The sequence below is a fragment of the Micromonospora sp. R311 genome (assembly GCF_056780015.1).
In genome coordinates, this window is sequence record NZ_JBSWCE010000002.1 from 278,637 (window position 1) to 297,928 (window position 19,292).

18 protein-coding genes and 1 pseudogene are annotated in these 19,292 nt (G+C 72.9%); 7 read left to right on the forward strand and 12 right to left on the reverse strand.

The annotated features are described in order from the left end of the window. Positions 1–90: 90 nt before the first annotated feature. Complete coding sequence (locus AC1WTP_RS02710; RefSeq protein WP_481647645.1) at positions 91–927, forward strand: MBL fold metallo-hydrolase; 837 nt, start codon at positions 91–93, stop codon at positions 925–927. Between the two features lie 162 nt (positions 928–1,089). Here AC1WTP_RS02710 and mdh read toward each other — a convergent pair whose 3' ends face one another. The 4 genes from mdh to purN all read right to left on the reverse strand — a co-directional run bounded on the left by mdh (position 1,090) and on the right by purN (position 5,380). After that, entirely contained in the window at positions 1,090–2,040 is a 951-nt protein-coding gene (gene mdh / locus AC1WTP_RS02715; RefSeq protein WP_481647646.1) for a malate dehydrogenase, read from the reverse strand. 132 nt (positions 2,041–2,172) lie between these two features. Continuing rightward, entirely contained in the window at positions 2,173–3,033 is an 861-nt protein-coding gene (locus tag AC1WTP_RS02720; protein ID WP_481647647.1) for a bifunctional methylenetetrahydrofolate dehydrogenase/methenyltetrahydrofolate cyclohydrolase, read from the reverse strand. Between the two features lie 158 nt (positions 3,034–3,191). Then, positions 3,192–4,763 carry a bifunctional phosphoribosylaminoimidazolecarboxamide formyltransferase/IMP cyclohydrolase gene (gene purH, locus AC1WTP_RS02725; protein ID WP_481647648.1) on the reverse strand — a complete coding sequence of 524 codons (1,572 nt, stop codon included), beginning with the start codon at positions 4,761–4,763 and terminating at the stop codon, positions 3,192–3,194. Further along, positions 4,760–5,380: a phosphoribosylglycinamide formyltransferase gene (gene purN / locus AC1WTP_RS02730; protein WP_481647649.1), complete on the reverse strand. Its 621-nt coding sequence runs from the start codon at positions 5,378–5,380 to the stop codon at positions 4,760–4,762. The genes purH and purN overlap by 4 nt, the downstream gene beginning before the upstream one ends. A 179-nt stretch (positions 5,381–5,559) precedes the next feature. On the opposite strand from purN, the gene AC1WTP_RS02735 reads away from it, so the two are divergent. Both AC1WTP_RS02735 and AC1WTP_RS02740 read left to right on the forward strand, forming a co-directional pair. Then, positions 5,560–5,859, forward strand: coding sequence for a CD225/dispanin family protein (locus AC1WTP_RS02735; protein WP_447134435.1), 300 nt, complete (start codon positions 5,560–5,562; stop codon positions 5,857–5,859). Positions 5,860–5,886: 27 nt separating this feature from the next. Further along, complete coding sequence (locus AC1WTP_RS02740; protein ID WP_481647650.1) at positions 5,887–6,504, forward strand: DUF4190 domain-containing protein; 618 nt, start codon at positions 5,887–5,889, stop codon at positions 6,502–6,504. A 141-nt stretch (positions 6,505–6,645) separates the two neighbouring features. Here AC1WTP_RS02740 and AC1WTP_RS02745 read toward each other — a convergent pair whose 3' ends face one another. After that, entirely contained in the window at positions 6,646–7,941 is a 1,296-nt protein-coding gene (locus AC1WTP_RS02745; RefSeq protein WP_481647651.1) for a cell division protein PerM, read from the reverse strand. Positions 7,942–8,097: 156 nt separating this feature from the next. Between AC1WTP_RS02745 and AC1WTP_RS02750 the strand changes: the two genes are divergently transcribed. Further along, positions 8,098–8,358, forward strand: a complete 261-nt coding sequence (locus tag AC1WTP_RS02750) for a DUF4190 domain-containing protein (protein WP_481647652.1) — start codon at positions 8,098–8,100, stop codon at positions 8,356–8,358. 48 nt (positions 8,359–8,406) lie between these two features. On the opposite strand, the gene sucD is transcribed toward AC1WTP_RS02750, so the two are convergent. From sucD to icmB, 3 genes are all read right to left on the reverse strand, one after another. Next, positions 8,407–9,294, reverse strand: a complete 888-nt coding sequence (gene sucD / locus AC1WTP_RS02755; RefSeq protein ID WP_481647653.1) for a succinate--CoA ligase subunit alpha — start codon at positions 9,292–9,294, stop codon at positions 8,407–8,409. A 2-nt stretch (positions 9,295–9,296) separates the two neighbouring features. Further along, the gene (sucC, locus tag AC1WTP_RS02760; protein WP_481647654.1) at positions 9,297–10,475 is read right to left on the reverse strand and encodes an ADP-forming succinate--CoA ligase subunit beta; all 1,179 of its coding nucleotides are present in this window, start codon (positions 10,473–10,475) and stop codon (positions 9,297–9,299) included. Between the two features lie 405 nt (positions 10,476–10,880). Beyond that, positions 10,881–11,285 carry a coenzyme B12-dependent isobutyryl CoA mutase small subunit gene (icmB, locus tag AC1WTP_RS02765; protein WP_447134429.1) on the reverse strand — a complete coding sequence of 135 codons (405 nt, stop codon included), beginning with the start codon at positions 11,283–11,285 and terminating at the stop codon, positions 10,881–10,883. 432 nt (positions 11,286–11,717) lie between these two features. On the opposite strand from icmB, the gene AC1WTP_RS02770 reads away from it, so the two are divergent. Continuing rightward, complete coding sequence (locus AC1WTP_RS02770; protein ID WP_481647655.1) at positions 11,718–12,425, forward strand: M23 family metallopeptidase; 708 nt, start codon at positions 11,718–11,720, stop codon at positions 12,423–12,425. A gap of 272 nt (positions 12,426–12,697) precedes the next feature. After that, positions 12,698–13,468, forward strand: a complete 771-nt coding sequence (locus AC1WTP_RS02775) for a M23 family metallopeptidase (RefSeq protein WP_481647656.1) — start codon at positions 12,698–12,700, stop codon at positions 13,466–13,468. Between the two features lie 62 nt (positions 13,469–13,530). On the opposite strand, the gene pcrA is transcribed toward AC1WTP_RS02775, so the two are convergent. Further along, entirely contained in the window at positions 13,531–15,936 is a 2,406-nt protein-coding gene (pcrA, locus tag AC1WTP_RS02780) for a DNA helicase PcrA (protein ID WP_481647657.1), read from the reverse strand. A gap of 284 nt (positions 15,937–16,220) precedes the next feature. On the opposite strand from pcrA, the gene AC1WTP_RS02785 reads away from it, so the two are divergent. Continuing rightward, positions 16,221–16,631: a chorismate mutase gene (locus AC1WTP_RS02785; RefSeq protein ID WP_481647658.1), complete on the forward strand. Its 411-nt coding sequence runs from the start codon at positions 16,221–16,223 to the stop codon at positions 16,629–16,631. Positions 16,632–17,033: 402 nt separating this feature from the next. Here AC1WTP_RS02785 and AC1WTP_RS02790 read toward each other — a convergent pair whose 3' ends face one another. The 3 genes and pseudogenes from AC1WTP_RS02790 to AC1WTP_RS02800 form a co-directional block, all read right to left on the reverse strand. After that, on the reverse strand, positions 17,034–18,047 hold the full coding sequence (locus AC1WTP_RS02790) for an ABC transporter ATP-binding protein (RefSeq protein ID WP_481647659.1): 1,014 nt from the start codon (positions 18,045–18,047) through the stop codon (positions 17,034–17,036). Continuing rightward, complete coding sequence (locus tag AC1WTP_RS02795) at positions 18,040–19,062, reverse strand: ABC transporter ATP-binding protein (RefSeq protein ID WP_481647672.1); 1,023 nt, start codon at positions 19,060–19,062, stop codon at positions 18,040–18,042. Before AC1WTP_RS02795 ends, AC1WTP_RS02790 begins: the two co-directional genes overlap by 8 nt. 26 nt (positions 19,063–19,088) lie before the next feature. Further along, a pseudogene (locus AC1WTP_RS02800) lies at positions 19,089–19,292 on the reverse strand (ABC transporter permease); the annotation flags it as partial.

A 19,292-nucleotide genomic window follows, 5' to 3' on the forward strand; every position in this document is an offset into this window, starting at 1 on the left:
CCGGCCTCGGTCGGGGCGCTGACCAGCCCGGAGGCGGGCGCCGGAAGAAACGGGGATGCCCGCCACGGCGGCTGGTGGCACCATCGCCGGATGCCGCCGAACCGCACCCTCGGGTCTATCACGGTCACCGCGCTCACCGACGGCGAGGGGCCGTTCTTCCAGCCCCGCGAGGAGGCGTTCCCGGACGCCACGGCGGAGCACTGGCGCGCGGCCGACCGGCGGGACCCGGCCGCGGTCACCGCCGACGGGCGCTGGTGGCTCCGCTTCCGCAGCTTCGCCGTCCGGGTTGGGGACGGGCCGGTCACCCTGGTGGACGCCGGCATCGGCCCGGCCGACTCCGCCGCGGCGAGCTGGGCGCCGGTGCCGGGCCGGCTCCCCGCCGAGCTGGCCGCCGCCGGCATCGACCCGGCCGACGTCCGCACCGTGGTGCTCACCCACCTGCACAGCGACCACATCGGCTGGGCGGTCACCGGCTCACCGGGCACGCCCTACTTCCCGAACGCCGACTACCTGGTGCAGCGGGCCGAGCTGGACGCGATGGCGTCGATCAACCCGGGACTGCCGGCCGGGCTGGTCGCGCCGTTACGCGCCGCCGGCCGGCTGCGGGTGGTCGACGGCGACACCACCCTCACCCCGGCGGTACGCGTGCTGAGCACCCCCGGGCACACCCCCGGACACCAGTGCGTGCTGCTGGACGACGGGACCGAGCGCGTGCTGCTCACCGGCGACCTGCTGGTGCACGCCGTGCAGCTGGTCGACCCCACCCTGGCGTACGCCCACGAGCTGGACCCGGCAACGGCCCGCACCTCCCGCACCACCCTGCTCGACACCCTCACCACCGGCACCCCCGCCACCCTCGCCACCCCCCACCTCGGCACCCCCTTCCTCCCCCTCCCCCTCCCAACGCCCACCTCCCCCTCGCGCTGATCATGGGTTTGCGTCAGAAACCGCCGCCGGCTCGGGGATGACCCAAACTCCATGATCAACGCGGTCCGGGGTGGGCGGGGTCGGGTCGGGGGGAGGGAGAGGAGCGGGAGACGGCGAAGGGCACGCCGGGGAGCGGCGTGCCCTTCGCGTGGAACGGTGAGGTCACATGTTGGCGACGTCGGCCTGCTTGGCGCGGACGGCCTCGGCGGCCTCCTTGAGGCTGGCCAGCTCGTCGGCGTCCAGGTCGGTCTCGACGACCCGCTTGACGCCCTCGGCGCCGATCGCGGCCTCGACGCCGAGGTAGACGCCGGAGATGCCGTACTGGCCGTCGACCCAGGCGCAGACCGGCATGACCTCGCCGGAGTCCTCGGCGACCGCCTTGGCCATCCGGGCGGCGGCGGCCGACGGCGCGTAGTATGCCGAACCGGTCTTGAGCAGGGCGACCACCTCGGCGCCACCGTTGCGGGTCTTGACCACCAGCTCCTCGATCTGCTCGGCCGGCATCGCCTCGCGCAGCGGTTTGCCGTTGACGGTGCTCTTCGACGGCACCGGCACCATGGTGTCGCCGTGCGAGCCGAGGGTCAGCGTCTTCACCGACTTCACCGGTACGTTCAGCGCCTCGGCCACGAAGTTGCTGAACCGGGCGGTGTCCAGCATGCCGGCCTGGCCGAGCACCCGGTTCTTCGGAAACTGGGTGGCGAGCTGGGCCAGCGCGGTCATCTCGTCGAGCGGGTTGGAGACCACGATGACCACGGCGTTCGGGGCGTACTTGGCGACGTTCTCGGAGACCTGGCGGACGATCTTGGCGTTCGTCTCCAGCAGGTCCATCCGGCTCATGCCCGGCTTGCGCGGCAGGCCGGCGGTGATGACCACGACATCCGAGCCCTCGATCGCCTCGTAGCCCTCGCCGTTCGGGCCGGTGGTCACGCCGACCACCTTGGTCTCGAAGCCCTCGATGGCCCGCGACTGGTTGAGGTCCAGGGCGAGGCCCGCGGGCTTGCCCTCCACGATGTCGGTGATCACGACGGTGTCGAAGACGTCGTACTCGGCCAGGCGCTGTGCGGTGGTCGAGCCGTAGAAACCGGCGCCGACGACAGTGACCTTCTTACCCATGGTCGTCCCACTCCCTGATACCAGTCGGTTTTCCGGACCGTATCAGTCATCCTGGCACCGATCCGGCCAGGGGCGGACGGTTATGACGTCGCCGGTCGGAAGGCGTTTCGCGGTGCGGGAAGCCGCAGCCGGTCAGCCCCGTTCGGCGCGCTCCACGACGTTGGTGAGCAGCATGGCCCGGGTCATCGGGCCGACACCGCCCGGCATCGGCACCAACGCCCCCGCCACCTCGGCGACCTCCGGGGCCACGTCACCGGTGTAGCGGCCCCTGCCGTCCGGGCCGATCACCCGGGTGATGCCGACGTCGACCACCACCGCGCCCGGCGTGACCATGTCCGCGGTGAGCAGCCCGGGCACTCCGGCCGCCACGATGACGACGTCGGCGGCCCGGGTGTGCGCGGCCAGGTCGAGGGTGCCGGTGTGGCACAGGGTCACCGTGGCGTTCTCGCTGCGCCGGGTGAGCAGCAGGCCGAGCGGACGGCCGACGGTGTTGCCCCGGCCGACCACGGCGACCTTCGCGCCGCGCAGTGCCACGTCGTGCCGGCGGAGCAGCTCGACGATGCCGCGCGGGGTGCACGGCAGCGGGGCGTCGTAGCCGAGCACCAACCGGCCCAGGTTCACCGGGTGCAGGCCGTCGGCGTCCTTGTCCGGGTCGACGAGTTCCAGCACCCGCTGGGTGTCCAGCTGGGCCGGCAGCGGGAGCTGGACCAGGTAGCCGTGGCAGGCCGGGTCGGCGTTCAGCTCGGCGAGCACCTCGTCGACCTGCTGCTGGGTCGCGTCGGCGGGCAACTCCCGGCGGATGGAGGCGATACCCACCTCGGCGCAGTCGCGGTGCTTGCCGTTGACGTACGCCTGTGAGCCCGGATCGGCGCCGACCAGCAGCGTGCCCAGCCCCGGCGTGATGCCACGTTCGGCCAGTGCCTTGACCCGCGTACGCAGCTCGTCCTTGATCTCGGCCGCGGTCGCCTTGCCGTCCAGAAGCGTCGCCGTCACGCCCAGATCGTCTCACGGCGGACGGCTCCGGGGCCGATGACCACGATCAACCGACTCGGCCGCCCGGCGCCGAGGGCGGGTCCCGGATCACCGACCACGTCGAGCCGTCAGCTGTGAAAAAGGCCACCGGGGCGGGACGCCCGTCGGCGGGGCGCCCGTCAGTGGAAGAAGTGGCGGGTGCCGGTGAGGTACATGGTCACGCCGGCCTCCTTGGCCGCGGCGATGACCTCCTCGTCGCGGATCGACCCGCCGGGCTGCACGACGGCCCGGACGCCGGCGTCGATGAGGATCTTCGGCCCGTCGGCGAACGGGAAGAACGCGTCCGAGGCGCAGACCGCGCCGCGCGCCCGCTCGGCGCCGGCCCGGCTCACCGCCAGCTGCGCGGAGTCGACCCGGTTGACCTGCCCCATCCCGACACCGACGGTCGCCCCGTCCTTCGCCAGCAGGATGGCGTTGCTCTTCACCGCGCGTACCGCCCGCCAGGCGAAGGCGAGGTCGCGCAGGGTCGCCTCGTCGGCCGCGTCGCCGGCCGCCAGGCGCCAGTTGGCCGGGTCGTCACCCGGGGCGTCCACCCGGTCCGCCAGCTGCACCAGTACGCCACCGCCGACCTGCCGCCACTCCGCCGGCGCCGGGTTCCAGGCCGGCGCGCGCAGCAGCCGGATGTTCTTCTTGGCCTGGAGCACCTCCGCCGCGCCCGGCTCGAACCCCGGCGCCACCACCACCTCGGTGAAGATCTCGGCGACCTGGTTGGCCAGCTCCACCGAGACCGGCCGGTTGACCGCGATCACCCCGCCGTACGCGGAGACCGGGTCGCAGGCGTGCGCCTTGCGGTGCGCCTCGGCCACGTCGACGCCGACCGCGATCCCGCACGGGTTGGCGTGCTTGATGATCGCCACCGCCGGCTGGTCGGCAAAGTCGTTCGCGGCCCGCCAGGCGGCGTCCGCGTCGACGTAGTTGTTGTAGGACATCTCCTTGCCGTGCAGCTGCTCGGCCTGGGCGAGCCCGGCCGGGGAATCCGGGTCGGTGTAGAGCGCCGCCGCCTGGTGCGGGTTCTCGCCGTAGCGCAGCGTCCTGGTCGCCCGCAGCGCCAGGCCGGCGAAGCCCGGCCACTCCTGCCCCTCGGGCCCGAGCTGGACGGCGCACCAGTTGGCCACCGCCGCGTCGTACTCGGCGATGTCGGCGAACGCCCGGGCGGCCAGCGCGCGGCGCTGGGCCAGCGTGAAGCCGCCCGAGCCGAGGGCGACCAGCAGCGCCGGGTACGCGGACGGGTCGGTGACCACCGCGACCGAGGCGTGGTTCTTGGCCGCCGCCCGGACCATCGCCGGACCGCCGATGTCGATCTGCTCCACGCACTCGTCGACGGAGGCGCCGGAGGCGACCGTGGCCTGGAACGGGTAGAGGTTGGACACCAGCAGGTCGATCCCCGCGATACCGTGCTCGTCGAGCTGGGCGGCGTGCGACTCCTTGCGCAGGTCGGCCAGGAGCCCACCGTGGATCTTCGGGTGCAGGGTCTTGACCCGGCCGTCGAGGATCTCCGGGAACCCGGTCACCGTCTCCACCGGGGTCACCGGCACCCCGGCGCCGGCGATGGTGGCGGCCGTGCTCCCGGTCGAGACAAGCTCCACCCCGGCCGCGTGCAGCGCTCGGGCCAGCTCGACCAGGCCGGTCTTGTCGTAGACGCTGACCAGCGCCCGCTTGATCGGGCGGCGCTCGTCCTGAGTGGAACTCACGGAACCGTGACCTTTCTTCCGGTGATCGTCCAACCTTCACGGACCAGGCGGCCCACCTGCTCGACGAGCTGGCGCCGCTCGGCTTCCTTGATGCGCTCGGTGAGCGTCTCGACGTCGTCGTCGTCGCGCACCGGCACGGCCACCTGCGCGACGATCGGGCCGGTGTCCATCCCGGCGTCGACGAAGAAGAGGGTGGCCCCGGTGATCTTCACGCCGTAGGCGAGGGCGTCGCGCGGGCCGTGGATGCCGGGGAACGCCGGCAGCAGCGTGTTGTGCGTGTTGAGGTAACGGTCGCCGAAGGCGGCCAGGAAGTGCGGGCCGACCAACTTGAGGAAGCCGGCGGAGATGACCAGGTCGGGCCGGTGCTCGGCGACGTGCGCGGTGAGCGCGGCGTCCCAGTCCGCCCGCGAGGGGTACGCCTTCACCTCGTCCACGAAGGTCGGTACGCCGGCTGCGGCGGCCCGGTCCAGCCCGCCGGTGCCGTGCCGGTCGGCGCCGACGGCCACCACCCGGGCCCCGTACGCCGGGTCGGCGCACGCGTCCAGCAGCGCCTGGAGGTTGCTCCCGGAGCCGGAGACGAGAACGACGATGCGGGCTGCGGACGCGGGCTCGGTCACCCGGCCACCCTATCGGGCAGGTCAGCGTGCCCATCCGTTGGGCGGCGCGACATTCGCCGACAGCCAAGCTCGCACGAATTAGGTACGCTGCCCGTCGCTCGGGCCATGCGCACGTCCGGCCCGCACCCCGTCAGTGAACCGGCACGCTCCCCGTGCCGATGGAATGAGGAGTTCCCAGGATGCAGCCCGGATACCAGCCCCAGCAGCCGCCGCAGATCAACAACAACATGACGATGTCGATCGTCGCGATCTTCCTGTTCTGGCCGCTGGCCATCCCGGCCATCATCAACGCATCCAAGGTCAACCCGCTGCTCCAGCAGGGTGACTACGCCGGCGCGCAGGCCGCCGCCGCCGAGTCGAAGAAGTGGTCCAAGTGGGCCCTGATCGTCGGCATCGGCTGGTACGTGATCGTCCTGGTGTGCTGCCTGCTCGGTGGCCTCGCCGGGCTGATGGGCGCCGACACCAGCAGCACCTACTGACAGACCGAGCCGAGGAGCCTCTTCGACATGCAGCCCGGACAGCCCGGCCAGGACCCGTACGGCCAGCAGCCGCACCAGGACCCGACCACACCCCCGCCGCACAACCCGTACGCCCCGCCGCCGGCCGCGCCCTACGGCCAGCAGCCCACCTCCGGCCAGCCCTACGGCCAGCCGAGCGACCCTTACGGCCAGCCGCCCGCCGCGCCCTACGGCCAGCAGCCCACCTCGGGGCAGCCGTACGGCCAGCAGCCCACCTCGGGGCAGCCGTACGGCCAGCAGCCCACCTCGGGGCAGCCGTACCAGGACCCGTACGCCCAGCAGCAGCAGCCGTACGGCGCGGCGCCGGGCTACCCGAACGCGGGCTACCCGCAGCCGCAGGGGCAGCAGAACACCCTCGGCCTGGTGTCGATGATCCTCGGCATCGCGTCGATCCCGCTGGTCTGCTGCCTCTACCTGGGCATCCCGGTCGGCATCGCCGCCGTGGTGACCGGCTACCTGGGCAAGCAGAAGGCGGACCAGGGGCTGGCGTCCAACGCCGGCCAGGCCAAGGCCGGCCTGATCTGCGGCGCCATCGGCGCCGGGCTCGGCATCCTGTTCATCATCCTGGGGCTCGTGGCCAACGTCGCCCTGCCCACGCAGCCCTGACCAGCGCAGCGCACGAGGGGCGTCCCGGCCGCGGCCGGGGCGCCCCTCGTCGTTTGTCCCGGGCCCTGGTGCCGGCCGGCGTGGGTCGGCTTCGCCTGGGGCCCACCCGCTCCGCGCGCCCCTTCTGGTCCGGCGTGGACCTCAGCGCGCGGCGGCGGGGCGGGTGAGCAGCCGGGTGGCGGCGGCGCCGAGCAGCGCGCCGGACCCGACGACCGCGGTCGCCACGGCCGCCACCTGCCAGCCGCCCGGGCCGATCTCGGCCAGCCGACCGCCGCCGAGCGGACCGGCGGAGGCGGCGGCCGCCGCTCCGAGCAGCAGGCCGGCCACCGGACCGGCGAGCGCGGCCGGCCCGAGCAGCGCGGCCCAGCCCAGCGGCGACCGCTCGTCGGCGGCCAGCCGGAGCAGTCGGCGGGCCAGCAGGCAACCCGCGGCCATCCCGGCGAGCACCGGCACCGCGAGCAGCCCGGCGCCCAGCCCGTCGACCGGCCCGCGCGGCAGGCCGGCCAGCAGCGGTACGGCCGGTAGCGCGGCGAGCGAGACCTCGCTGGTGCGGACCGCCGTGTCGGTGCCGACCGCGAAGCCCGGACCGAGCAGATAGCTCACCGACCAGATCGTGGCGTTCGGCGCGTAGGCCAGGCTGACCAGGGTGATCCCGGCCTGCCCGGCGACCCCGGTGCGGTAGGCGCCGATCATGTCGGCGGCGTCGCCACCCCCGGTCGCCACGGCGAGCCCGGCCGCCCCGGCCCCGGCGGCCAGCAGCAGCAGCCCGGCGACCAGGCCGGTGCGGAGCCCGTCGCGCAGCGGCGCCGGGGCCCGCGTGGCGAGCAGGGCGGTCACCCCGGTGGTCCGGGCGGCCCCGGCCAGGGCGGCGAGCACGGCGACCACACCGAGGGTCGCCCCCGCCCGGACCGGCGACACCCCGGGCCCGCCCGCGCCGGACGCCAGCGCGGCGAGCACGCCGAGCAGGGCGTACGCGACGCCGACCGCGCCGGCCGCGACGAGCGTCCGGGACACCGACCGGCTGCCGCGGGCGCCGATCGCCCGGCTGGTGTGCACCCCGGCTCGGGACAGCCGCCAGACCGCCAGCACGGTCAGCGCCAGCGGGGCCAACCCGACCGGGCCGGCGCCGGTGGCCAGCGGGACCCCGTGCCCGAGCAGCCAGCCGGCCAGCCCGGCGCGCACGGCGTCGAGCAGGGACGCGGCGTCCTCGCTGAGCTGGAACAGCCAGAGCACGACCACGACCGGCAGGCACGAGGTGATCGCCGCCCACCCGGCGGCCACCCCGGCGGCGACGGCGAGCGGCGCACGGCTGCGCGGCGGCTCCCCGGCGCGGGGTGCGGGCACCCGCCGACCCTCGCCGGGCCGGCCGGGTGGCCGGGCGTCGGGGCCGACGTCGGCGACGGGACGGCTGGGCTGGTCAGGGGTGACGGAGGACATCGCGTCTACTCTGGCATGCCGAGCCGGTGGCGGCAGTCCGATACCGCTGCGCGCCGGCGGCGAGTTCGGTGATCCACCGTCCGCGGCGCCCGATCCGGTTTAGCCTCGGCGCAGGACGCGACGGCAGTCGCGGCACCGACCGCTCGGAGGGAAGCCGTGAACGCTCCGAATCCGCCGCCCCCACCCGCCGGCGGCCGGGACCGCACCACGCTCTGGGGCATCCTGGGCATCGTCACCGGCCTGCTCTGCTGCGGCATCCTGGGCGTCATCTTCGGCTGGCTCTCCATCCGCGACGCCAAGCGCTACGGCCAGTCGCCGGTGCTGGGCTACCTGGCCATCACCTTCGGCGTGATCAACATTATCGGCAGCGCGATCCTGCGGGCCACCGGCAACTACCCGCTCTGGGGCAACGACTGAGGGGGCCGACCGGACCCGGTCGACCCCCTCGGCTCGTCGCTCGTCCGCTCAGCCGGCGGACATGATCTCCCGCATCAGGCGGGCGGTCTCGGTCGGCGTCTTGCCGACCTTGACCCCGACCGCCTCCAGCGCCGCCTGCTTCGCCTCGGCGGTGCCGGCCGAGCCGGAGATGATCGCGCCGGCGTGCCCCATGGTCTTGCCGGGCGGGGCGGTGAAGCCGGCGATGTAGCCGACCACCGGCTTGGTCACGTTCGCCTTGATGAACTCGGCGGCCCGCTCCTCGGCGTCGCCGCCGATCTCACCGATCATCACGATCGCGTCGGTGTCCGGGTCGGCCTCGAACGCGGCGAGGGCGTCGATGTGCGTGGTGCCGATGATCGGGTCGCCACCGATGCCGACGCAGGTCGAGAAGCCGATGTCGCGCAGCTCGTACATCATCTGGTAGGTCAGCGTGCCGCTCTTGCTGACCAGGCCGATCCGGCCGGAGCCGGTGATGTCGGCCGGGATGATGCCGGCGTTGGAGGCGCCCGGCGAGGCGATGCCCGGGCAGTTCGGGCCGATGATCCGGGTCCGCTCCCCCTTGGCCACGTTGTACGCCCAGAACGCGGCGGTGTCGTGCACCGGCACGCCCTCGGTGATCACCACGGCCAGGCCGATGCCGGCGTCGATCGCCTCGATCGTCGCGGCCTTGGTGAACTGCGGCGGCACGAAGATGACCGTGACGTCCGCCCCGGTCTCCTTCATCGCGTCCGCGACGGTGGCGAAGACGGGCAGCTCGGTGCCGTCGAAGTCGACGGTCTGGCCCGCCTTGCGCGGGTTGACGCCGCCGACGATGGTGGTGCCGGCCGCGAGCATCCGCCGGGTGTGCTTGGAACCCTCGGAGCCGGTCATCCCCTGGACGATGACCTTCGAGTCCTTGGTCAGCCAGATTGCCATTGTCAGACCCCCGCAGCCGCCAGCTCGGCGGCCCGCTCGGCCGCGCCGTCCATGGTGTCGACCCGCTCGATCAGCGGGTTGTTCGCGCCGTCGAGGATCGCCCGACCGGCCTCCGCGTTGTTGCCGTCGAGCCGGACGACCAGCGGCTTGGTGACCTTCTCGCCGCGCTGCTCCAGCAGGCCCAGCGCCTGCACGATGCCGTTGGCGACCGCGTCGCAGGCGGTGATGCCGCCGAAGACGTTGACGAAGACGCTCTTCACCGACGGGTCGGAGAGCACGATCTCCAGCCCGTTCGCCATCACCGCGGCGCTGGCGCCGCCGCCGATGTCGAGGAAGTTGGCCGGCTTGACGTTGCCGTGCCGCTCGCCGGCGTACGCGACCACGTCGAGGGTCGACATGACCAGACCCGCGCCGTTGCCGATGATGCCGACCTCGCCGTCGAGCTTGACGTAGTTGAGGTCCTTCTCCTTGGCGGCCTGCTCCAGCGGGTCCACCGCGGCCTGGTCGACCAGCGCCTCGTGGTCCGGGTGCCGGAAGGCGGCGTTCTCGTCCAGGCTGATCTTGGCGTCGAGCAGCAGGAGCTTGCCGTCGCCGGTCTTGGCCAACGGGTTCACCTCGACCAGGGTGGCGTCCTCGGCGACGAAAGCCTGCCAGAGCTTGACGGCGACCTCGACCACCTGGTCGGCGACCTCGGCCGGGAAGCCGGCGGCGGAGACGATCTCACGCGCCTTCGCCTCGTCCACTCCCTCGACCGCGTCGATCGGGGCCTTGACGACCTTCTCCGGGGTCTCGGCGGCGACCTGCTCGATGTCCATCCCGCCGGCGACGCTGGCGATGCAGAGGAAGGTGCGGTTCGCCCGGTCCAGCAGGTAGGAGAAGTAGTACTCCTCGGCCACGTCCGCGGTCACGGTGATCATGACCTTGTGGACGGTGTGGCCCTTGATGTCCATGCCGAGGATGTCGGTGGCCCGGGCCACCGTCTCCTCCGCGCCCTCGGCCAGCTTGACGCCGCCGGCCTTGCCCCGGCCGCCGACCTTCACCTGCGCCTTGACGACCACCCGACCGCCGAGGCGTTCGGCGATCGCGCGGGCCTCCTCCGGGGTCGTGGCGACGCCGCCGGCGAGCACGGGCAAGCCGTGCCGCTCGAACAGGTCCCGCCCCTGGTACTCGTACAGGTCCACGTTTGCGCGTCCCGTCCCGTCTCCGCGGCGCGCCGTCGCGCCGCCACCAGCGTTATGGAAAACAGTTTGACGCCTGTCATCAGTTGAAACAGGCCATTGGGCGCAGCCTAGCGAGGTGGGCACCACCGGCAACCGAGCGGGTGCGCGGTGTGCGGTAATGCACAGCCGCCCGCCGCGGCGGGCGCCGCCGGCCCGGTCGTCAGCCGTCCGGGCGATGTTCGGGCAGGTGCGTAACCCCCCGCCGGGGGCGTCGTTGAGTCAGGTGTCGGAGCGCTGCACAGCGCGAAGACGGGAGACGGCCGATGCCCTGTCGGTCGAGGGGTGGCGGCGGGGCATCGTGCATAGAGGGGCCGGACGTGTGAGGGGTGCGTCCGGCCCCTCCCCCGTGCCTGGATCCGCCGGGTGTCAGCCGACCGGCTGCGCGACGTTCGCCCGCACCCACTCGACGATCGACCCGGTGGTGGCGCCCGGCGTAAAGATCTTGGCGACGCCGAGCTGCTCCAGCTCGGGGATGTCGGCGTCCGGGATGATGCCGCCGCCGAACACCACGATGTCCCGGGCGTCCCGCTCGGCGAGCAGCTCCAGCACCCGCTTGAAGAGCGTCATGTGCGCGCCGGAGAGCACGGAGAGCCCGACCGCGTCGGCGTCCTCCTGGATCGCGGTCTCCACGATCTGCTCCGGGGTCTGGTGCAGGCCGGTGTAGATGACCTCCATACCGGCGTCCCGGAGGGCACGCGCGACGACCTTGGCGCCGCGGTCGTGGCCGTCCAGGCCCGGCTTGGCGACGACGACCCGAACACGAGAGCTCATCAGCGCATCCCTTTCACCGGCTTCGCGGCTTCACCTGAACGAACGGTAACCCGCCCGGCCCGGCCCGGGAAATCCGGGCCGGGAAGCGGGCGCCCCACGCCCGTTCGGGCGGACGGCCGCACCGACCCGCACCGGGTGCCCGACGGGCACCCGCGTCAAGCCGGACGACTCCGCCGTTCGGTCACGCTGCGCGACGAACGGGCAGTAACGGGGGCGCCGTTTGACGGGTACGAGGCATGACAATCGCGGACGCAATTGGACAGAACGCGGCACCAATTCGGCGCTCCGGCTTGTGACTCGTCTGGCGGTTGGCTAACGTGTCCACGGTTGTCATCAGGTCCACGGACGGGTGGCGACGCGGCCCGCCGACGTTCACCAGAGCTTCACGACGCCGGCGCGACCGCCTCGAGACCCCGACAACGGAGGGTGTGCGTGCGCCAGCGCCTGTCGTCTGAGCCCGATCGATATCGCGGCCGCCGCCGCGTACCCACCCCCCCGCGGAGCCGTTACGCCGCCGTCGTCACCACCGCGTTCGTCGGAGCCGGTGTGGTGGCCCTCGGCGCGGGAGCCATGCCGGACGCGAAGAGCGTCAACCCGTCGGTCCTCGACGAGCTCAAGGCGGCCTCCACCCTCAGCCAGGACGCGGCCGCCCGCGCCGACTCCGCCGAACGCGCCTCCCGCGACAGCGGGCGCGCCGAGGAGGCGGAGCCCGAGGTCTGGCTGCTGCCCCTGCAGGGCTACGACTTCAAGTCCCCCTACGGCATGCGGTGGGGCAAGCTGCACAGCGGCGTCGACCTGGTCGCGCCCGAGGGCACCCCGTACGTCGCGATCCACGACGGCACCGTCACCAAGGCCGGCTGGTGGGGCGGCTACGGCTACACGGTGATCGTGCAGCACGGCGACGGCAGCGAGGCCATCTACGGCCACTCCTCCGCGCTGAGCGTCCAGGAGGGGCAGCAGGTCAAGGCGGGCGACCAGCTCGGCCTGGTCGGCAACACCGGCCACTCCTACGGCTCCCACCTGCACCTGGAGATCCATGTCAAGGGCAAGCCGACCGACCCGGTGCCCTACCTCCAGGATCGCGGAGTGGACATCCAGCTACAGGTCGAGGCAATCTACAACGAGGTAGCCGCCTCCTGACACTGCGTATCGACCGATGACCGCCCGGATCGACCGATCCGGGCGGTTTTTCGTTGCCCCACGGCGACCAAAGTATCCCGGGTCACAGTCACGGATGTGACGGAGGACACGAGGGTACATGATCATTTATCGGGGCGTAGGCCACCAGACAGGGACATAGCCGGGCAGCCGACGCGCGATGCCGCTGCGGCGTCCGCTGGCCCGGTACCCGGCGCGGGCCGGGCCGACACCAGTATTTCGAGGTCAAGTGCCCTCGACTGTGAAGGTCCGCCGTGCAGGAAGACAGCTCCATCCAGAACGAGAAGACCCCCGACGCCCCCGCCCGACACCGGCGGCGGACGGTCGGGCGCACCCGACAGGTGGTCATCGGCGCGGCGGTCCTGGTCGCGCTCGGTCTCAGCGGCGTGGCCGTGGCGACCGCCGGCGCCGACGACCGCAACCCGGCCGGCGTCTCCCTGGACGCGCAGGCGCGGGCCGAGGCCGCCGACCGCGCCGACCGGTCCGCCCGTGAGTCGACGGCGCCGGTCACCCCCACCGCCACTCCCACCAGCCCCACGCCCAGCCCGTCGACGGCCAGCCCGTCCGCCAAGCCCAGCCCGACGGCGACCGCCGCCAAGCCCAGGCCGAAGACCAAGCCGAAGCCGACCTGGGTGATCCCGATGAAGGGCGCCGAGATCACCTCCTGCTACGGGCAGCGGTGGGGCACCCTGCACGCCGGCATCGACTTCGCCATGCCCGCGGGCACCCCGATCCGGGCCGTCTACGGCGGCACGGTGGTCAAGGCCGGCGACGCCGGCGACGGGTACGGCATCTCGGTCTTCATCGACCACGGCAACGGCTACCTGACCCACTACGCGCACCAGAGCCGCACCGCGGTCGGCGTGGGCGACAGGGTCGGCGCCGGGGAGGTCATCGGCTACGAGGGCTCCACCGGCGACTCCACCGGCCCGCACCTGCACTTCGAGGTGCACCAGGGCCAGATGTGGAACCAGATCGACCCGGCGCCGTTCCTGCGCGCCCGGGGCATCGACGTGGCCTGCTGACTCCGGCCGGCTGACTTCCGGCCGGTGACGCCCGGCCCGCCGCGGGGCCGGGCGTCACCGGCTCAGAGCTTGTCGAGCGGCGCGTGCCGCAGCACCAGCCACATCGTCTGGTCGCCGAAGTCGATCTGCGCCCGGGCGCTCGGCCCGTGCCCCTCCACGGCGAGCACCCGGCCCAGCCCGTAGCGCTGGTGGTTGACCCGGTCGCCGGCCGCCACCTTCGGCCCCTGCGGCAGCTCGCTGGCGGTGGCGAGCCGGCTGCCGTCGACCCCGAGCCGCTTGGCCAGTTGCGCCGCCTTGGGCGTACCGCCGGTGAAGCCGCCACGCCCGCCGGGGGTGCGGTCCGCGCGGCCGCCGACGCCGCCGCCCCCGCCACCCCACGAGGTGTACGACCCCTCGGTGCGCTCCCAGCGCACCAGTTCCGGCGGCAGCTCCTCGACGAACCGGGACGGCGGGTTGTAGGCCGGCGCGCCCCACGCGGAGCGGGTCACCGCCCGGGACAGGTAGAGGCGTTGCCGGGCCCGGGTGATGCCGACGTACGCCAGCCGGCGCTCCTCCTCCAGCTCGCGGGTGTCGCCGAGCGAGCGCAGGTGCGGGAAGACGCCGTCCTCCAGCCCGGTCAGGAACACCACCGGGAACTCCAGCCCCTTGGCGGTGTGCAGCGTCATCAGGGTGACCACGCCCTGGTGGTCGGGGTCGTCGGTGGGCACCTGGTCGGCGTCGGCGACCAGCGCGACCTGCTCCAGGAACCCGGCCAGGGTGGCCCGTTCCCCCTCGGCGCCGAGCGCCTCGACCCGCTCGGTGTACTCCCGCGCGACGCTGACCAGCTCCTGGAGGTTGTCGACCCGGCCGGCGTCCTGCGGATCCAGGCTCTCCTCCAGCTCGGTGAGGTAGCCCGAGCGGGTGAGCAGCGCCTCCAGCACCTCCTCCGGGGTGCCGGTCTCGGCCAGCTCACGTGCGCCGTCGAGCAGGGCGACGAACTCGGCGATGCCGTTGGCCGCCCGGGTGGAGATGCCCGGCGCGTCCTTGGCCCGGCGCAGCGCGGCGCCGAAGGAGATCCGGTCCCGGCTGGAGAGCGCCTCCACGCAGGCCTCGGCGCGGTCGCCGATGCCCCGCCGCGGGGTGTTCAACACCCGGCGCAGGCTGACCGTGTCGTCGTCGTTGACCACGGCGCGCAGGTAGGCCAGCGCGTCGCGGACCTCCTTGCGCTCGTAGAAGCGCACCCCGCCGACCACCTTGTAGGGCAGGCCGACCCGGATGAACACCTCCTCGAAGACCCGGGACTGGGCGTTGGTGCGGTAGAAGACCGCCACGTCGCCCGGGCGGGTGTCGCCTGCGTCGACCAGCCGGTCGATCTCCCGGGCCACCCAGTCCGCCTCGGCGTGCTCGGTGTCCGCGACGTAGCCGACGATCTGCTCACCGGCGCCGGCCTCGCTCCACAGCCGCTTCGGCTTGCGGGAGGTGTTCCGGTCGATCACCGCGTTGGCCGCGTTCAGGATGGTCTGGGTGGAGCGGTAGTTCTGCTCCAGCAGGATCGTCCGGGCGTCGGTGAAGTCCCGCTCGAACTCCAGGATGTTGCGGATCGTCGCGCCGCGGAACGCGTAGATCGACTGGTCGGCGTCACCGACCACGCAGAGCTCGGCCGGCTCGACCCCCTCGGTGCCGGAGACCAGCTCCTTGATCAGCACGTACTGGGCGTGGTTGGTGTCCTGGTACTCGTCGACCAGCACGTGCCGGAACCGTCGGCGGTAGCTCTCCGCGACGTGCGGGTGCGACTGGAGCAGGTGCACCGTCGTCATGATCAGGTCGTCGAAGTCCAGCGCGTGCGCCTCGCGCAGCCGCCGCTGGTAGAGCGTGTAGGCCTCGGCCAGCGCCCGCTCGTTGGGGCCCTTGGCGCGGCCGGCGAACTCCTCCGGGTCGACCAGCTCGTTCTTGAGGTTGGAGACCTGGGCGGCCAGCCCGCGCGCCGGGTAGCGCTTGGGATCGAGGTCGAGCTCCCGCGCGACCAGCTGCATCAGCCGGCGCGAGTCGTCGGCGTCGTAGATGGAGAAGGTCGACTTCAGCCCGGCGTGCTCGTGCTCGGCGCGCAGGATGCGCACGCAGGCGGAGTGGAACGTCGACACCCACATCAGCCGGGCACGCGGCCCGACCAGGGCGGCCACCCGCTCCTTCATCTCCCCGGCGGCCTTGTTGGTGAAGGTGATCGCGATGATCTCGCCCGGATGCACGTCACGCGCGGCGAGCAGGTAGGCGATCCGGTGGGTGAGCACCCGGGTCTTGCCGGAGCCGGCGCCGGCCACGATCAGCAGCGGCGAGCCGGCGTGGGTGACCGCGTCGCGCTGCGGCCCGTTCAGGCCGGTGAGCAGGGCCTGCGGGTCGAGGCGGGCGGCGGCGGACCCGGGCCGCTGCGCACGCGTCGGCGCGGGCGTCGGCGCGGGCGGGGACACGGGGATGTCGAAGAGAGGATGCATCGCAGGGCGAGTCTATGCCGCCGGCCGGACACTTCCCCGCCGCGGACACCCGGCGGGCCGCCACCCGCCCGGCTCGCCGGATTTCTTGCGCGGGACGCCCGCCGGGCGGCATACTCGACGGCGTGTTCGGTCAGCGCTACTACTTTTACTACGGCACCGGGAGTCCGGCAGCCGTGGGTCGCGCCTGATCAACCAGACCTACGAAAAAGCCCCGGGCTCCTGGAGCCCGGGGCTTTTTCGTCCCGGGATTCCGGCACCGGGCACCACAGCGCGAGGGGTACCCGATGATGACAGACGTGGTGGAGCAGAGCGGCGGCCCGGCCCGGCCCGGTGCGGGCGGCGCCGGCGCGGACGCCGACGCCCCGGCCGACGGCGCGGCGGCCAACGGCGCGCCGGGCCGGGCCGGCAAGCCCGGTACGACCGCCCCGGGCACCGGCACCGCGGAACCGTCCGCCGCCGCCCGGATCGTGGAGATCCGCGAACGGATCGACCAGATCGACCGGGCGCTCATCGAGCTGTGGCAGGAGCGGGCCCGGCTCTCCCAGGAGGTCGGCGCGACCCGGATGGCCTCCGGCGGCACCCGGCTCGTGCTCTCCCGCGAGCGGGAGATCCTGGAGCGTTTCCGGGTCGCCCTCGGCGCCGACGGCACCCAGTTGGCGCTGCTGCTGCTCCGCGCCGGCCGCGGGCCGCTCTGAGGGGTACGCCGGCCCGCCGGGTTCCACGCCACCTCGCCGGCCGGTCAACGCCCGCAGCCCACAGCCCGCAGCCCTCACCAGCGTCGGGCGGCCGGGGTCGGGCTGCCGTGCGGTCGGGCTGCCGTGCGGTCGGGCGGGCGGGCTGCCGTTCGGTCGGGCGGGCGGGCTGCCGTTCGGTCGGTCGGGCGGGCTGCCGTGCGGTCGGTCGGGCGGCTGCCGTGCGGTCGGGCGGGCGGGCTGCCGTGCGGTCGGTCAGGCGGGCAGCCGTGCGGTCGGTCGGGCGGGCAGGCTGCCGTGCGGCCCGGCGGTCGGGCTGCCGTGCGGTCGGGCGGGCGGTCGGGCCGGAAAACGCGGAACCGCCTGCCGGCGTCGTGACGACGCGGGCAGGCGGTTCCGGAGGTGTCACGCCTCGTGCGTGGCGACGATCTCCCGCTTCTCGGCGAAGTGGCAGGCGCTCGGGTGGTCCGAGTTCTGCCGGATCTCCAGCAGCGGCACCTGCTCGGCGCAGACGTCCTGCGCCTTCCAGCACCGGGTGCGGAACCGGCAGCCCGAGGGCGGGCTGACCGGCGACGGCACGTCACCGCTCAGGCGGATGATCGCCTTGCTCTCCCGCACGGTCGGGTCCGGCACCGGCACCGCCGACAGCAGCGCCTGGGTGTACGGGTGCGTCGGCCGCTCGTAGATCTCGTCCTCGGTGCCGATCTCCACGATCTTGCCGAGGTACATCACCGCGACCCGGTCCGAGAGGTGCCGCACCACGGACAGGTCGTGCGCGATGAACACGTACGAGAGGTTGAACTCGCTCTGCAGCTGCTCCAGCAGGTTCATCACCTGGGCCTGGATCGACACGTCCAGGGCCGAGACCGGCTCGTCGCAGACGATGATCTCGGGCCGCAGGGCCAGGGCCCGGGCGATGCCGATGCGCTGCCGCTGCCCGCCGGAGAACTGGTGCGGGTAGCGGTTGATGTGCTCCGGGTTGAGGCCGACCAGGTCGAGCAGTTCCTTGACCTTGCCCCGGCGGCTGCCCTTCGGCGCCACCTCCGGGTGGATCTCGAACGGCTCGCCGATCAGGTCGCCGACCGTCATCCGCGGGTTCAGCGAGGTGTACGGGTCCTGCATCACCAGCTGGATCTGCCGGCGCAGCCGCCGCAGCGCACCGCCGGAGAGCTTGGAGATGTCCTGTCCCTTGTAGTGCACGCTGCCGGCGGTCGGCTTCTCCAGGTTCATCAGCACCCGGGCCAGCGTCGACTTGCCGCAACCGGACTCGCCCACCACGCCCAGGGTCTCGCCGGCCCCCAGGTCGAACGAGACCCCGTCGACCGCCTTGACGTGACCGATGGTCTTCTTGAACACCACACCGCGGGTGACGGGGTAGTGCTTGACCAGGTCACGGACCTCGAGGATGTTCTCAGTCACGGTTCACCAGCTCCTCGGCGAAGTGGCAGGCGCTGGCCCGACCGGCACCCACCTGCAGCAGCGGCGGGACCTTCTCCCGGCAGACCGGCTGCGCCATGGGGCAGCGCGGGTTGAACGGGCAGCCCGGCGGGATGTTCATCAGGTTCGGCGGGAGGCCCTTGATCGTCCGGAGCTGCTGCCCCTTCTCGTCCAGCCGCGGGATCGAGTTGATCAGGCCGATCGTGTACGGGTGCGCCGGCTTGGCGTACAGGTCGTACACGTTGGCTTCCTCGACGATCCGGCCGGCGTACATGACCGCGATCCGGTCCGCGACGTCGGCGACCACGCCGAGGTCGTGGGTGATCAGGATCATGCCCATCTGCCGCTCCCGCTGGAGCTCGGCCAGCAGGTCCATGATCTGGGCCTGGACCGTCACGTCGAGCGCGGTGGTCGGCTCGTCCGCGATCAGCACCTCCGGGTCGAGCGCCAGCGACATCGCGATCATGGCGCGCTGCCGCATACCGCCGGAGAACTGGTGCGGGTAGTTGTTGAACCGGCCCTTGGCGTTCGGGATCTTGACCTGGTCGAGCATCTCGATCGCGCGCTTCTTGGCCTCGGCGCGGCCCAGGCCGCGCCGAACCCGGAACTGCTCGGCGATCTGGAACCCGACGGTGAAAACCGGGTTGAGCGCGGAGAGCGCGTCCTGGAAGATCATGGCGATCCCCTCGCCGCGGATGCGGCGACGCTCCTCGGCGGACATCCGGAGCATGTCCTTGCCGTGGAAGCGGACCTGACCACCGCTGACGAAGCCGGGGGGCGTGTCGAGGATGCCCATGATCGTCTGGGCGGTGACGCTCTTACCGGAGCCGGACTCGCCGAGCACGGCGAGGGTCTCCCCCGCGTCGACGTGGTACGTGACTCCGTTGATGACCTTGGCGACGCCGTCCCGGGTACGGAACTCCACGCGCAGGTCGTCGACCTCGAGCAGCCGGCCGGCGGGGCGCCCGGAGGTACCCGCCGCGGACTGCTCGGACACGAGAATGTCGGACAACTGAATCGCCCCTAGCGGAGTTTCGGATCGAGGGCCTCGCGGACCGCCTCACCGAGCATCACGAAGCTCAGCACGGCGGTGACGAGGAACGCGGCGGGGAAGAAGAGCAGGAACGGCGAGACGCGGATGTACTGCTGGGCCTCGCTGATCATGATGCCCCAGGACACCACCGGGGTCTTCAGGCCGACGCCCAGGAAGGACAGCGTGGCCTCGGC

Coding starts and splice junctions, on each gene's coding strand:
- AC1WTP_RS02710 (WP_481647645.1), top strand. CDS start 91: ATGCCGCCGAACCGCACCCTCGGGTCTATCACGGTCACCGCGCTCACC.
- mdh (WP_481647646.1), bottom strand. CDS start 2,040: ATGGGTAAGAAGGTCACTGTCGTCGGCGCCGGTTTCTACGGCTCGACC.
- AC1WTP_RS02735 (WP_447134435.1), top strand. CDS start 5,560: ATGCAGCCCGGATACCAGCCCCAGCAGCCGCCGCAGATCAACAACAAC.
- AC1WTP_RS02740 (WP_481647650.1), top strand. CDS start 5,887: ATGCAGCCCGGACAGCCCGGCCAGGACCCGTACGGCCAGCAGCCGCAC.
- AC1WTP_RS02745 (WP_481647651.1), bottom strand. CDS start 7,941: ATGTCCTCCGTCACCCCTGACCAGCCCAGCCGTCCCGTCGCCGACGTC.
- sucD (WP_481647653.1), bottom strand. CDS start 9,294: ATGGCAATCTGGCTGACCAAGGACTCGAAGGTCATCGTCCAGGGGATG.
- icmB (WP_447134429.1), bottom strand. CDS start 11,285: ATGAGCTCTCGTGTTCGGGTCGTCGTCGCCAAGCCGGGCCTGGACGGC.
- pcrA (WP_481647657.1), bottom strand. CDS start 15,936: ATGCATCCTCTCTTCGACATCCCCGTGTCCCCGCCCGCGCCGACGCCC.
- AC1WTP_RS02785 (WP_481647658.1), top strand. CDS start 16,221: ATGATGACAGACGTGGTGGAGCAGAGCGGCGGCCCGGCCCGGCCCGGT.